General features: G+C 65.3%; 12 protein-coding genes. 5 read left to right on the forward strand and 7 right to left on the reverse strand.

Features of this window, described 5'->3' with window-relative positions:
• Positions 1-4: 4 nt before the first annotated feature.
• Genes L0962_RS04150 through L0962_RS04160 form a run of 3 tightly spaced genes read right to left on the reverse strand, consistent with a single transcriptional unit; the run spans position 5 to position 3,205 of the window.
• Positions 5-979, reverse strand: a complete 975-nt coding sequence (locus L0962_RS04150; RefSeq protein ID WP_234084521.1) for a DUF1887 family protein — start codon at positions 977-979, stop codon at positions 5-7.
• Between the two features lie 43 nt (positions 980-1,022).
• Complete coding sequence (locus L0962_RS04155; RefSeq protein WP_234084522.1) at positions 1,023-1,463, reverse strand: ankyrin repeat domain-containing protein; 441 nt, start codon at positions 1,461-1,463, stop codon at positions 1,023-1,025.
• Positions 1,460-3,205: a nitroreductase family protein gene (locus L0962_RS04160; RefSeq protein WP_234084524.1), complete on the reverse strand. Its 1,746-nt coding sequence runs from the start codon at positions 3,203-3,205 to the stop codon at positions 1,460-1,462. Before L0962_RS04160 ends, L0962_RS04155 begins: the two co-directional genes overlap by 4 nt.
• Before the next feature lie 130 nt (positions 3,206-3,335).
• On the opposite strand from L0962_RS04160, the gene L0962_RS04165 reads away from it, so the two are divergent.
• On the forward strand, positions 3,336-4,082 hold the full coding sequence (locus L0962_RS04165) for a dinitrogenase iron-molybdenum cofactor biosynthesis protein (RefSeq protein ID WP_234084526.1): 747 nt from the start codon (positions 3,336-3,338) through the stop codon (positions 4,080-4,082).
• Positions 4,083-4,164: 82 nt separating this feature from the next.
• On the opposite strand, the gene L0962_RS04170 is transcribed toward L0962_RS04165, so the two are convergent.
• Positions 4,165-4,434: a hypothetical protein gene (locus L0962_RS04170; RefSeq protein WP_234084528.1), complete on the reverse strand. Its 270-nt coding sequence runs from the start codon at positions 4,432-4,434 to the stop codon at positions 4,165-4,167.
• A gap of 118 nt (positions 4,435-4,552) precedes the next feature.
• On the opposite strand from L0962_RS04170, the gene L0962_RS04175 reads away from it, so the two are divergent.
• On the forward strand, positions 4,553-5,104 hold the full coding sequence (locus L0962_RS04175) for a flavodoxin (protein ID WP_234084530.1): 552 nt from the start codon (positions 4,553-4,555) through the stop codon (positions 5,102-5,104).
• On the opposite strand, the gene L0962_RS04180 is transcribed toward L0962_RS04175, so the two are convergent.
• Positions 5,085-5,570: a DUF2127 domain-containing protein gene (locus tag L0962_RS04180; protein WP_234084532.1), complete on the reverse strand. Its 486-nt coding sequence runs from the start codon at positions 5,568-5,570 to the stop codon at positions 5,085-5,087. The genes L0962_RS04175 and L0962_RS04180 overlap by 20 nt on opposite strands.
• Before the next feature lie 38 nt (positions 5,571-5,608).
• Positions 5,609-6,205 carry a hypothetical protein gene (locus tag L0962_RS04185; RefSeq protein ID WP_234084534.1) on the reverse strand — a complete coding sequence of 199 codons (597 nt, stop codon included), beginning with the start codon at positions 6,203-6,205 and terminating at the stop codon, positions 5,609-5,611.
• A 264-nt stretch (positions 6,206-6,469) separates the two neighbouring features.
• Between L0962_RS04185 and hrpA the strand changes: the two genes are divergently transcribed.
• On the forward strand, positions 6,470-10,549 hold the full coding sequence (hrpA, locus tag L0962_RS04190; protein WP_234084536.1) for an ATP-dependent RNA helicase HrpA: 4,080 nt from the start codon (positions 6,470-6,472) through the stop codon (positions 10,547-10,549).
• A gap of 7 nt (positions 10,550-10,556) precedes the next feature.
• Here the strand turns inward: hrpA and L0962_RS04195 are convergent, their stop codons facing one another.
• On the reverse strand, positions 10,557-11,405 hold the full coding sequence (locus tag L0962_RS04195; RefSeq protein ID WP_234084538.1) for a hypothetical protein: 849 nt from the start codon (positions 11,403-11,405) through the stop codon (positions 10,557-10,559).
• Positions 11,406-11,507: 102 nt separating this feature from the next.
• Here L0962_RS04195 and L0962_RS04200 point away from each other — a divergent pair, with 102 nt between their 5' ends.
• Both L0962_RS04200 and L0962_RS04205 read left to right on the forward strand, forming a co-directional pair.
• Entirely contained in the window at positions 11,508-12,242 is a 735-nt protein-coding gene (locus L0962_RS04200) for an EI24 domain-containing protein (protein ID WP_234084539.1), read from the forward strand.
• Entirely contained in the window at positions 12,239-13,003 is a 765-nt protein-coding gene (locus L0962_RS04205) for a molybdopterin-binding protein (RefSeq protein WP_234084541.1), read from the forward strand. Before L0962_RS04200 ends, L0962_RS04205 begins: the two co-directional genes overlap by 4 nt.
• The last annotated feature ends 70 nt before the right edge of the window (positions 13,004-13,073 follow it).

Genomic DNA, 13,073 nt, shown 5'->3' on the forward strand with positions numbered 1-13,073 from the left:
GGGTTCAGAGTACCCGGGCCAGATGCTGGCCCAGCGTGGTTTCGTTGACGAAGCTGAGTTCGTAGGTTGCCGATAGCCCGCGCGCGCTGTCGTCGGTCAGCCCCGCAACGCACATGACGAATTGCCAGGGCTCGAGCCCGAGCCGTTTCTTCAGCGCCAGGTAGCGGTCGAGGTTCTGCCGGAACTCGCCCGACTTGCATTCGATGCAGATCGGCGTCTTGCCGTCGATCAGCAGGAAAACATCGATCTCGTAGCGGTCGCCGTTGCCCAGCACCAGTTCCAGCCCGCGGGCGCAGGAGAAGCGCTTGCCGCGTTCCTGTGTCTGGCGCAGGCTGCGCATCAGGGCGAGCCATTCCAGCCATTCGCCGGCGAAGAAGTTGCGGATGCCGGGTGCCGATTGCAGGATCAGCCGGACGTTGTTCTCGGCCTTGTTGTGAAAGCATTTGGCGACGAAAGAAAAATCGTAGAGCTGCTGGCAGAAGCGCGACAGCGCGGCGGCCTCGTCCGGCGTCTTTTTGTCGAGATGGATGGTGACGCTGCTGTGTTCCTTCTGCTGCGCCCAGCGCAGCCGGTCGACGACCTCGCGCAGCAGGCCGGGGTTGGCGCCGATGGCTTCGGCCACTTCGTCGAAGAAACCGCTGGTGTCGACCCGGCGCAGATCGGCCTGGACCTTGATCTGCTTGCGGTTGAACCAGTCGTAGATCGGACCGTGCTGCAGTTCGGTGGCGAAGCGGTCGGTATTGGTCAGGTCGAAGCTGCTGTCGGCTGCCGGCTGGCCTTCGGGGGCGGCGGGCTGGCCCTTGAGACGGATCAGCTCGCGCTGGGCGTCGAAATACTTGTCGAGCAGCTTTTCGACGAAAAACAGCGTCGGGTAGGCGACGGCGGCGGTTTCACACTTGGGGCAGGGCTGCGATTTGCCGGCCTGGGTGTCGGCGATTTCGGCAAGGTACCCGCATTTGTTGCAGCGAAGGATGGCCATGAGGGATTTCCGGCTGGAATATCCCGTCAGTATACCTGCGCTTTCAGGCGGCTTTCTTCAGCAGCTTCAGACATTCGATCGAGGCCGCCAGGTCGAGGGCGCTGAAATCGTCGAAGTTCCTCAGCGCCGGATTGGCGCCATTTTCCAGCAGCAGTTTGACCAGATCCGGCTTGCTGTTCGACGACACGTACATCAGGCAGCTGGCGCCATTGCCGTTCTGCAGGTCGAGGTCGATGCCGGCGTCGATCAGGCGCTGGATGATCGCGTGGTCGCCGTGGTAGCAGGCCAGCCACAGGGCGTTGCAGCCGTCGGCATTGGTCACCGCGATGTCGACGCCGAGGGCCAGCAGTTCGTCGACGATGTCCTTGCGGCCTTCCTTGCAGGCACGCATCAGCGGCGTGAAGCGGCGGTCGGCCTGCGGTTCGGAAATTTTGTCCTGCGGGAAGCCGTGTTCGGCGAGAAAGGCGGCGAGCGTCGGGGTCATGGTTTTTCCTGTGGGCGTTGCGGATAGGGGGGCGAGGTTTCGAGGCGGGCGTCGATCACGGGCGTGCCGACAGTGAAGTGATAGACGCTTTGCCAGCGGGTGCCGGCGAGGCCGAAGGCGGTGTGTACCGGATCGTCGAAGAAGCAGCCGATGCCGGTGCCACGTACGCCGGCGGCCTCGGCTTCGAGGTAGAGCGCCTGGCCGACGCGGCCGGCTTCGCGCAGCAATTCGCGGTAGCCGGGGCCGTCGACCGTGGCGGTGTCGAATTCGCCGAGCATGCCGAGCGAGAAGGCGCTGGTCGAGGCGATGTCCTGATGGCAGGACAGCGAGCGGGCCAGCCGCTGTAGTTCCTGCAGGCCAAGTTCCTGCAGCAGCGTCAGGCCGAGATGGGCAGGGCTGCGGTCGACCGGCGCGGCGGCCGGAAAACGGGCCAGCAGCGTGGCCCGCAGTTCGTCCGCGGCGGCCGGCGTGCGCGGCAGCAGATAGAGGCCGGGCGGCAGGCCGTCGACGCGCAGCACGAAGAGCAGCAGGTGGATGTGCGGCACAGTGCTCTGCCCGGTGAAGGGCGCGATGTCGCGCGGCAGGGTGGCGTCGAGCAGGCGCACAAAGTCGGCGAAGGGCAGCGTGCATTTGGGGTCGAAGCGCTGGCCGCTGCGCCGCTGGCGGATCAGTTGCGCGGTGCCGGTGGCGACGGAAGTTGCGGTCAACGGCGGGAAAGCGGGGAAAAATCCGGTCGGCGCGGCGGGCGGCATGTCCGGCCGGGCGGCAATGCGGTCCGCCGCGGCCTTGTTCGTGCCCGGTGCCGGGTGGGGAATTTCGTCCGTTGCTGCGGTCGACCGCGCCAAGGCGGCTTTTTCGTGGTCGTCCAGGCTCGTCCGGCTGGCTGCCGCCGCCTGGTCGATGATGGGCCAGCGGTAGCCGGGCGACGGGTCGATGCGGTTCGGGCTGCCTTGCCAGCCGGCGGCGTCGAAGCGGGCGCGCAGGGCGGCGGGACCGGGCATTTCGCCCAGGCCGGGGGCGTCGACCGCCAGCAGGATTTCCGGCTCCTCGACTTCAGTGAAGGCGTAGCGGCCGCTCGGGAATTCCGGGCGGTCGAGGCCGAGCAGGCCGCTCAGCGTGACGCTGTCGACGGCCAGCGGGCGGATGCGCCAGCCGAGCAGCGCGGCGGCGTAGGCCAGCGTGCCGAGCGCGTGGCCGACGTCGAGCTGGCAGTAACGGAAGGCGCGTTCGCCGTACTTCCAGGCTTCGCGCCACATCACGGAACTCAGCGCGATGGCCAGCCACGGGGCTTCGCCGTTCGGGCCGCTCAGTGCGCGGCCTTCCAGCGCGTGGTTTTCCGCTTCGTAGTGATGCACGCCGTCCGGCACGCCGGGCAGGCCGCCGCACAGCGCCCAGGCTTCGACCGGATGCAGGTTGCCGGACGACGGATTGCAGCGCAGCGCCCAGCGGCTCGGCCCCCAGCTTTTCCAGGCCGAGATGGCGAAGGACAGTTCGAACAGCGCGCCCAGGCTGGCGAGCGACGGGGCGACCGGGTTTTTCGCCGCGTCGGCCAGTTGACCGTAAGGCCGCTCGTAGCGGTCGGCGGCCAGCGGCAGTTCGAGCCGGGGCGCGCCGGCGTAGTGGCGGAAGGCGGCCGGCTGGGCGTCCCAGTCGAGCTGGCCGGGGCCTTCGGCGAAGGCTTCGAAGCGGTGCTTGGTGCGCGCGTGATACAGGCGCAGGGGATTTTGTGGGGTATCCGACACGATGCGGTCTTTTCGAGGGTTTGGCCAAGGTTGAGCAAGGGATATGCCCGTTTGAAATCAGGGGCTTGCCAGCGTTGGCATTCTCTCTGCAAGGAAGTTCCACCCCAATCCTGAACAGAGGAGCCAGACGATGGAAAAATCCACGCCTCCGATCACCCGCGAAGCGGCGCTGCGCATTGCGCTGGCCGCCCGCGCGATGCCCAATGCGACGCTGCCGCGCCTGCTCGAACTGATCCAGCGCCGGCTCGGCGACGAGCTCGACGAGGAAAAGCTGCGTCAGGTCACCGTGACCATGCTGAAAACCGGTTTTGCCAGCGCCGACGGCGAGGAGGACGGCGAAGACATCGGGATCGGCCTGGAATCGATGAAACTGGCCGTGCGCATCCTGTGGGGCGAGACCCAGGGCGACGACGACCTGCCGCGCATCGAACCCTACAGCGACGGCGACATGCCCGGTTCGGTGCGCATCGCCGTGGCGTCCGACAAGGGCGACTCGCTGTCCGGCCATTTCGGCTCCTGCCTGCGTTTTCTGGTGTATCAGGTGTCGCCGGGCGAGATCCGGCTGATCGATATCCGCGACACGATGGATGCCGAATTCGCCGACGACAAGAACCTCTGGCGCGCCCAGCTGATCGGCGATTGTCACGTCTGCTACGTGGTGTCGATCGGCGGGCCGGCGGCGGCCAAGGTGATCCGGGCCGATGTCTATCCGATCAAGATTCCCGAGGGCGGGCCGGCCATCGAGATCATCCGGCCTTTCCAGAAGGCGATGGTCGAGTCGCCGCCGCCCTGGCTGCTGAAGATCCTCGGCGTCGCCGCCGAAAAGCGCCTGAAGAACTACAGCGCGAGCGGCGAAGCGGCGCTCGCCGACGAATGAGGCACAGCCGCAAGCGCAGGCTCCGCGCGGCCGCCGCTGCAGGGATTGCGCCGTTTTTGGCGCAATCCTGCGGTCGACCGCATCAACCGGCGGTTTTTTCCATCTGCCGCGGCGTCAGGCCGACCAGCGTCACCTGCGTGCCTTCGTCGCCGTTCCACCAGACGGCGACCCAGGCGGTGCCGTCCTCGTCGATCCGTTCGACCTCGCAGCGCGAGCCGACCATGTCCATGAACATGTCGAGCAGGTCTTCGTCGATGTCGCGGTCGGGCGTGATTTCCAGGACGCGGACCAGGTCGCCGATGGCGACGGTGTCGCCCAGGCGGTCGGTCGTGGTGGTGACGGTGGCTGGCATGCGGGACTCCGTGGATTGGCTTGAACGTGCCGGTCGTGTCGCAAAGTCGACGTCGGCCGGCGTTTTTTCCGGTGGTGTGCAACCCGCGTGCCACCTTGTCTGACTCCTGGGAGCGACGATGAACAAGATTGGATTCTTTTTCGGCACCGAAACCGGCACGACGCGGCTGGTCGCCAAGAAGATGCAGAAAAAACTGGGCGACGAGATCTGCGACAAGCCGATCAACGTCAACCGCATCACGCCGGCCGACATGCTGGCCTACGACGCGCTGATCCTCGGTACGCCGAGCTACGGCATCGGCGAGATTCCCGGCAACGGCATTTCCGGCTGCTTCGAGCCGAACTGGGGCGAATTCCTGGCACAGATGCCGGAAAACCCGGATTTCTCCGGCAAGCGCATCGCCTTCTTCGGGCTCGGCGCGCAGGAGCGCTACGCCGACCGCTTCTGCAGTTCGCTTTATCCGCTGGTGATGTTGTTCAAATCGTGGGGTGCCGAGGTCGTCGGCGATTGGCCGACCGACGGCTATACCTACGCGCAGTCGGCGGCGGTCGTCGACGGGCGTTTCCTCGGGCTGATCATCGACCAGCGTACGCAGGGCATGTTCACCGACGAACGCATCGACACCTGGCTGGCGCAGGTGGTGCCGCTGCTCAAGGAGAAGCTCGGCTGATCCGGCGGCGCTGGCGCAAGGCCAGCAACATCAGGACGACGATCGCCAGGTTGACCAGCAGGGCGCCCAGGCTGAGCCAGGAAAAGCCGCGCATCAGATTGGCCAGCTCGAAAGGCAGATAGATCGCACCGCTGGCCGCGGCGAGGATTTCCGCCCAGCGCCGGTCGTGCCACAGCCCCCAGGCTTCGACGAAGCGCAGCGTCGAATAGGCGGCGGCGCCGGCGGCCAGCCAGCGCAGGCGCAGGTCCTGGAAATGGTCGACGGCATCGAGGAAGATGCCCGGGTATTTCGCCGCCGGGTTCAGGTGCGCATGTTCGATCAGCGCCGCGGCCAGCGCGTGCAGGTCGCGATGCACCAGCAGGAGCAGGCCGGAGGCGGCAAGCAGCACGAGGATGCCCTTTGCCGCTTCGAAGGTGGCGACGCTGCGGATGCTGCGTCGGGTGGCATTGGCGGTGGCAAGGGGCATGGCGGCGGGCGGGATTCTGCGGTTGCGCCCGCCCGGGATCAGGGGGCGACGCTCATCAACTGCACGGAAGCGGGAGGACCGGATATTGCCACGACCTTGCCGTCGGGGCCGAACTGGATGTCGACCGTCTTTTTGGCCTTGGGGGTCCAGTAGCGCCAGACCGGGCCGGCAAGGTTCGGCGTTTCGTCGAGGCCGGGGTAGCCGACCGCCCACAACACCTGCTGGCGCGTCATGCCGCGGACGACCTTGGCGGCGTGGATCGCGTCGCGGATTTCCGGCGGCAGCGCGGCGATCTTCGGACGCGGGTCCTCGGGGACGACGACGCGATGCACCCAGGCGAATACCTGGCCGCTGTTGTCCGACTGGGTATCCCAGAGGCCGATGCTGCGTTGGGCGAATTCGCCGTAGACGTAGTAAGTCCGCTTGGTCGATGTCAGGGTGATCGGTTCGCCGGCCGGGATCAGCTTGCCGTCCTGAACGTTGTCGCTGAAGATCCAGCCGCCGTTATCGCGCAGGTTGCAGCAGGTGTAACCGGTGATCGGCTGGGGCAGGCGGGTGGCGCCGCAAGCGGCAAGCAGCAGTGCTGCGGCGGCGCCGGCGGCGATATGGCCGAGGCGGCCGGACAATGTCGTCATGTCGATTTTCTCCCTGATCCGGTGGATGTTTTCGTCGGGCTTCCCTTCGGGCAAGGGTTGCCGCGGACGTGAGTCCGCCAGCATATTGGCGGCGGTCGGTCGATGTCAATTGAATGGCGGCGGCCGGCGATGTGTTTTGCACTTGGTGAAGCCCGGCGCGCCGCGTAAACTGCACGGCCCGGCCGCGCTTGCGCGACAGCCGATTGATCCACGCTTCGACCCCCTGCCACGCCGGCGCTTTGCGCGCCGCCGTCTGCCGACCGGATGAATTCCAACGACCGCACCCCGTCTTCCCGCCGTTCGCCCGAGCGGCCAACGCTGACCGCCGATGCCCGCCGCCTGCGCGCGCTGCAGCGCGACCTGCCACGGTCGACCGGCGAAAAACGGCAAAAACTGCAAGCCGACCTGGAAAAGCTGCTCGCCGCGTCGCAAGCCGCCGTCGCCGAACGGCGCGGCAAGCTGCCGAAACCGGAATTTCAGCCCGACCTGCCGGTCAACGAGCGGCGCGAGGAAATTGCCGAGTTGATCGCCAGGCATCAGGTGGTCATCGTCTGCGGCGAGACCGGTTCGGGCAAGACGACGCAGTTGCCGAAGATCTGCCTCGATCTCGGCATCGGTGCCCGCGGCCTGATCGGCCACACGCAGCCACGGCGGCTGGCCGCGCGTTCGGTGGCGACGCGCCTGGCGCAGGAGCTGAAGACCCAGGTCGGTGCCGGTGTCGGCGTAAAAATCCGCTTCCACGACAAGTCGACCGCAGACAGTTGGGTCAAGCTGATGACCGACGGCATCCTGCTCGCCGAGTCGCAGTCCGACCCCTACCTGAACGCCTACGAGGCGATCATCATCGACGAGGCGCACGAGCGCAGCCTGAACATCGACTTCCTGCTCGGCTACCTGAAGCAGTTGCTGCCGCGCCGGTCGGACCTGAAGCTGATCATCACCTCGGCGACCATCGACGCCGAGCGCTTCTCGCAGCATTTCAACGGTGCGCCGGTGATCGAGGTGTCCGGCCGCCTCTATCCGGTCGAAGTGCGCCATCGCCCGGTCGAGGACATCGACAAGAAGGACGACGAGCGCGATCTCTACGACGCCATCGTCGATGCCGCCGACGAGCTGTCGCGCCTCGGTTCCGGCGACATCCTCGTCTTCCTGCCCGGCGAGCGCGAAATCCGCGAGGCGGCGGAAGCTTTGCGCAAGCATGCGCTGGCTAGGCCTGGCTTATCCACCGCGCACGCGCCGGAAATCCTGCCGCTGTTCTCGCGTCTGTCGGCCGGCGAGCAGGACCGCATCTTCAAGCCTTCGGGCGGTCAGCGGCGCATCGTGCTGGCGACCAACGTCGCCGAAACCTCGCTCACCGTGCCAGGCATCCGCTACGTCATCGACACCGGTCTGGCGCGGGTCAAGCGCTACTCCTACCGCAACAAGGTCGAGCAGTTGCAGGTCGAGAAGATTTCGCAGGCGGCGGCCCGCCAGCGCGCCGGCCGTTGCGGCCGGGTGGCGGCTGGCGTGTGCATCCGCCTCTACGACGAGGCCGATTTCAACGCGCGGCCGCCGTTCACCGACCCGGAAATCCTGCGTTCCTCGCTGGCCGGCGTCATCCTGCGCATGAAGTCGCTGCGCCTGACCGACGTCGAGAGCTTCCCCTTCATCGAACCGCCGCCGGCCAAGGCGATCAGCGATGGCTACGCGCTGTTGCAGGAACTCGGCGCGCTCGACGACGACAACAAACTGACCAAGGTCGGCGAGGCGCTGGCCAAGCTGCCGCTCGATCCGCGCATCGGCCGCATGCTGGTCGCCGCGCGCGATCTGGGTTGCCTGAGCGAAGTCTTGATCATCGCTGCTGGCCTGTCGTCGCAAGACCCGCGCGAACGGCCGCAGGAACGCCAGCAGGCGGCGGACGAGAAGCACAAGCTGTTTGCCGACGAGAAATCGGAATTCCTCAGCTGGGTCAAGTTGTGGGCCTGGTTCCAGAACGCCGTCGAACACAAGAAATCGAACAAGTCGCTGGTCGATACCTGCCACAGCCACTTCCTGTCGTATCTGCGCCTGCGCGAATGGCGCGAGGTGCATGGCCAGTTGCACGCGATGGTGGCTGAGCTGGGCTGGATTCGCGGCGACGAGACCCATCCCCACCCCAACCCTCCCCTTGAAGGGGAGGGGGTAAAGGCGAAAGGTCGCCAAGCCGGTCGGCTGGGCGAGGGTGGAAACTCCTCCCCCTTCAAGGGGGAGGCCGGGAGGGGGATGGGGGAACTTCCCCCGGCGACCTACGACGCCATCCACATGGCCCTGCTCTCGGGCCTGCTCGGCAACATCGGCTGCAAGTCGGACGAGTCCGGTTATTACCTCGGCGCACGCGGCATCCGCTTCCTGATCCACCCGTCGTCGCCGCTGCAGAAGAAGGCCGGCAAGTGGATCATGGCCGCCGAGATCACCGAGACGACGCGCCTCTTTGGCCGCTGCGTGGCGCGCATCGAATCGGACTGGATCGAGAAAGTGGGCGCTCACCTGATCAAGCGCCAGTACTTCGATCCGCACTGGGAAAAGAAGGCGATGCAGGTCGCCGGCTGGGAGCGCACGACGCTCTACGGGATCGTCATCAATCCCAAGCGGCGCATCCATTACGGCCCGCTGGCGCCGGCCGAGGCGCGCGACATCTTCATCCGCCAGGGGCTGGTCGCCGAGGAGATCGACGAGAGCTTCGCCAAGCGCTGGCCCTTCTTCCAGCACAACCAGAAGCAGATCCGCGAGATCGAGAAGATCGAGCACAAGCAGCGCCGGCAGGATGTGCTGGTCGATGACGAACTGATCTTCGCCTTCTACGATCACCTGATCCCGGAAGACATCCACAACGGCGCCACTTTCGACCACTGGCGCAAGAGCGCGGAGCAGGACAACCCCAAGCTGCTGTTCCTGGCCAAGGACGACCTGATGCGCCACTCGGCGGCCGGTGTCACCACCGAGGCCTTCCCGCACAAGCTCAAGGCCGGTGGCGTGGAGTACGCGCTCACTTATCACTTCGAGCCGGGCTCTCCACGCGACGGCGTCACGCTGACGCTGCCGCTGGCGCAGCTCAACCAGATTCCGGCGTCGCGCATGGAATGGCTGGTGCCGGGCCTGGTCAAGGAAAAGCTGGTGCAGTTGATCAAGACGCTGCCGCAGAAGATCCGCGCCAAGCTGGTGCCGGTGCCGGAATTTGTCGAAGAATTCCTGTCGACCGTGGAAGGCAACGACCGCAAGCTCAACCAGGGTATCATCAACCCGCTGATCGAATTCATCCTCGAAGCGCGCGGGCTGAACGCGCGCGGCTGGGCGGTGACGCCCGATGCCTTCCGCCCGGACGCGTTGCCGCCGCATTTCTCGATGAACTACAAGCTGATCGACGAGCACGGCCGGCAACTCGACATGAACCGCAGCCTGGTCGCGCTGCGCGGCGAGTGGGGCAAGGAAGCCAAGGAGGAATTCGCCGAGCTGCATGAAACGCCGTCTGAATACACCCAACTCACCGACTGGACCTTCGGCGAACTGCCGGAACTGATGGAAGTCCCGGTCGGGAAACAAACCGTGATCGGCTATCCGGCGCTGATCGACGACGGCGAGACGGTCAGCCTGAAGGTCTTCGATTCCGCCGAGGAAGCCGCCGACGCGCACCGCAAGGGCCTGTCACGCCTGTTCATGCTGCAGTTCAAGGAGCAGGTGAAGTACTTCGACAAGAACGTCCCCGGCCTGACCCAGATGGCGATGCAGTTCATGGCGCTGGGCAGCAGCGACGACCTGAAACGGCAACTCGTCGAGCTGACTTTCGAACGCGCCTGCCTGACCGAACCGCTGCCGACCACGCCGGACGCTTTCAAGGCGCGTTGCGGTGAGGCGAAAGCGCGGCTCGGGCTGATCATGCAGGAAGTTTGCCGGCTGGTCGGTACGGTGCTGACCGAGTGGCAGGCGGTGACCAAGAAGCTGCCGGCGTTCAAGGCACATACGGCGGCGGTGAGCGATATCGAAGCGCAGTTGAAGCGACTGATCGGCAAGACCTTCGTCGTCGATACGCCGTTCGAGCGTTTGCAGCATTACCCGCGTTATCTGAAGGCGATCGGCGTCCGGCTCGACAAGCTGAAAGCCAGTCCGGCGCGCGACGCCCAATCGATGGCCGAGTATGCGCCGCTGTGGACCAACTACGAGCGGCGGGCGATCCAGCTGGCGAAGATGGGTACGGTCGACCCGCAAATCGAGCAATTTCGCTGGCTGCTCGAAGAACTGCGCGTCGGGCTGTACGCGCAGGAGTTGCGCACGCCGGTGCCGGTATCGGTCAAGCGCTTGCAGAAACAGTGGGAAGGGATCGGCCGCTGAGCTGAACTCAGGCCTGAACGTCGATCCCGGTCGATACGGCGATGCTGCCGGTCGTGCCGGTGAGCGATGAGGATAGCGCGGAAGCGCCGAGCGACGAGCCCAGCGAGGAGTAGAGCTGGCTGCCGTTCAACGCATCGTCCAGTTCGTGCATGGATTTTTCTGCCCGCCGTAGTTCGCCCTGTTCCTGACGGTCGCCATCGCGCAGTTTGGCCTTGAGGAGTTCGATCAGGGCCTTCAATCGCTTTGCGGCTTCCTGCAGCGACGCCCGCAGGCGCTTGTCGGTATCGCTGGATGTCGTCTGGCGCTTGTCGCTTTCGCTCTCGCCGGCGGTTGCGGTCTGTTCCAGGCTCTCTTCCCCTGACCCGACCGGGGCTTCGGCCGTCTCTGCGTCGGCATGCTCGGCGGCGTCCCCGGTATTTGCCACGGCAGCAGCGTTCGCGTCGTTGCCCGCCGATTGTCCGGCGCCGCTCGGCTGGGTGGCATTTGTCTGTCCGGCACTCACCGATGGGGACGGCGTTGCGCCGCCGGAGGCGCCGTCGAGCAGCTTGGCCATGCTGGCCAGTTCCTTGGCGATGCCGGCGATCTGGCGCAGGAGCGCCTTGGCTTGTTCCGGTGTCGCGGCGATCAGCATGGCACGCAGTTGCTCCATGCGTCGCTTGAGCAGTTCGACTTTGGCCAGTGCCTGTTGCTTGGCGGATTCCTTGGCGCTGGGCAGGGATCGCAGTTGGCGAAGGCCTTCCTGCATGTCGTGCAGGCGTTTCGCGAGCGGACTTTCCTCTTCGCTGTCCTGGCGCTTGGCGCTGGTTTGCTGCAACTTGCTCAACGGCAGGGACCAGAGACGGGATTCGAGTTTCATGGGGAAAGAAATGAGGCGGGAATACATGGATATCGACCGCCAGGGCGAAAACTTGAAGCGCTTGTCCGATAATCGGGACTTTGCATCGCAATGGAGTGCGCCATGAACCTGTTGGTCCTGTCCCTGTGGCGAACGTTGGCGAACCTGCGTGACGGGAAAATCTGGCTTTACGTACTGACGCCGGCCCTGTGTTCGCTGGCACTGTCGCTCGGTCTGGCGGTGTGGTTGCTGGGCTGGCTGGTCGAGCGGCTGATGGAATATCCGCCGATGACGCTGCTGGTCGGCTGGGGACTGATCTGGCTGGCCAATTTCCTGGCTTATCTGGGTGGCTGGATGGCGATCTTCGCGCTGGCCTATCTGGCGGCATCCCTGGTGGCGGCGATTGCCATCATGCCGTTGATGCTCAATCGGCTGGCCGCCACCGAGTATCGCGATGTCGCAGCGATGGGGCGGGACAGCTTCGTGGCTGCTACGGTCAACAGCCTGCTGGCGGCATTTTTGTTTGCCCAGGCATGGTTGCTGACCATCCCGCTGTGGTTGATTCCCGGGATGTCGTTATTGCTTCCGTTGTTGTTGATGGCCTGGCTCAATCGCCGCACTTTTGCCTATGACGCACTGTCCATGCACGCCAGCGACGGTGAATGGCGGGCTTTCCGGCAAAGCCAGGGAACGCCCTTGTTCATGCTCGGCCTGTGCATGGCCCTGCTTGCCCACCTGCCTTTCATCGGCCTGCTGGTGCCGGCCCTGGCGGCGCTATCATTCGTCCATTACGGACTGGAGAGCCTGCGCCGCTCCCGCGGCGGGGCGATCGTCAGTATCGAGGGAGAGCACGTATGAGTCGAAACTTCGGCGCCGTCATCATCGGCGATGAGATTCTGTCGGGGAAACGCCAGGACAAGCATTTTTCCCGCATCGCCGAATTGCTCGGTGCGCGCGGCTTGCGCCTGTCCTGGGTCGAGTATCTGGGCGACGACCGCGAGCGTCTGGCGGCGACGTTCCGGCGGACGATGGCTGCCGGCGATGTGGTGTTTTCCTGTGGCGGTATCGGCAATACGCCGGATGACCATACCCGGCAGGCCGTGGCGGCTGCGCTCGGTGTCGCGCTTGAACTTCATCCTGAAGGCCTTGTGGCGCTGCAGCAGCGTTTCACTGCCGAGGAAATCACCGACAAGCGCAAGCTGCTGGTGACCTTTCCGCGTGGCGTGCAGATCGTGCCGAATCCGTTCAACCGGATTCCCGGTTTCATGGCCAACGACCACTATTTCGTTCCGGGGTTTCCGCAGATGGCCCATCCGATGATCGAATGGGCGCTCGATACCTTTTACCGGGACGAATTCCAGCCGCTCGACGAGACGGTCGAGAAAGCCTTTTTACTGACTGGCCCGAACGCGTACGAAAGTGCCTTGCTCGATCTGATGGAGCGGATCGTTGCCGATTATCCGGCGCTACGCCTGTTTTCGCTGCCGTCGCTGAACGGTCAGGAACGCAGGCATCTGGAACTTGGCGTCGAGGGCTTACCGTTGCTGGTCGACCGGGCAATGGACGAAATCCGGCAGGAAATCGAACGGCGCGACATCACCTGGCGCTGGCGCGAGTGAACGAGGTGCTGCGGTCGACGTAAAAAAGCCCGCGATTCCGTCGCGGGCTTTTCATTGCCGGAAGGCTGGC

Source organism: Azonexus sp. R2A61, assembly GCF_021401135.1.
In the GTDB taxonomy this organism is placed as follows: domain Bacteria; phylum Pseudomonadota; class Gammaproteobacteria; order Burkholderiales; family Rhodocyclaceae; genus Azonexus.

Coding starts and splice junctions, on each gene's coding strand:
- L0962_RS04150 (WP_234084521.1), bottom strand. CDS start 979: ATGGCCATCCTTCGCTGCAACAAATGCGGGTACCTTGCCGAAATCGCC.
- L0962_RS04155 (WP_234084522.1), bottom strand. CDS start 1,463: ATGACCCCGACGCTCGCCGCCTTTCTCGCCGAACACGGCTTCCCGCAG.
- L0962_RS04165 (WP_234084526.1), top strand. CDS start 3,336: ATGGAAAAATCCACGCCTCCGATCACCCGCGAAGCGGCGCTGCGCATT.
- L0962_RS04170 (WP_234084528.1), bottom strand. CDS start 4,434: ATGCCAGCCACCGTCACCACCACGACCGACCGCCTGGGCGACACCGTC.
- L0962_RS04175 (WP_234084530.1), top strand. CDS start 4,553: ATGAACAAGATTGGATTCTTTTTCGGCACCGAAACCGGCACGACGCGG.
- L0962_RS04180 (WP_234084532.1), bottom strand. CDS start 5,570: ATGCCCCTTGCCACCGCCAATGCCACCCGACGCAGCATCCGCAGCGTC.
- L0962_RS04185 (WP_234084534.1), bottom strand. CDS start 6,205: ATGACGACATTGTCCGGCCGCCTCGGCCATATCGCCGCCGGCGCCGCC.
- hrpA (WP_234084536.1), top strand. CDS start 6,470: ATGAATTCCAACGACCGCACCCCGTCTTCCCGCCGTTCGCCCGAGCGG.
- L0962_RS04195 (WP_234084538.1), bottom strand. CDS start 11,405: ATGAAACTCGAATCCCGTCTCTGGTCCCTGCCGTTGAGCAAGTTGCAG.
- L0962_RS04200 (WP_234084539.1), top strand. CDS start 11,508: ATGAACCTGTTGGTCCTGTCCCTGTGGCGAACGTTGGCGAACCTGCGT.
- L0962_RS04205 (WP_234084541.1), top strand. CDS start 12,239: ATGAGTCGAAACTTCGGCGCCGTCATCATCGGCGATGAGATTCTGTCG.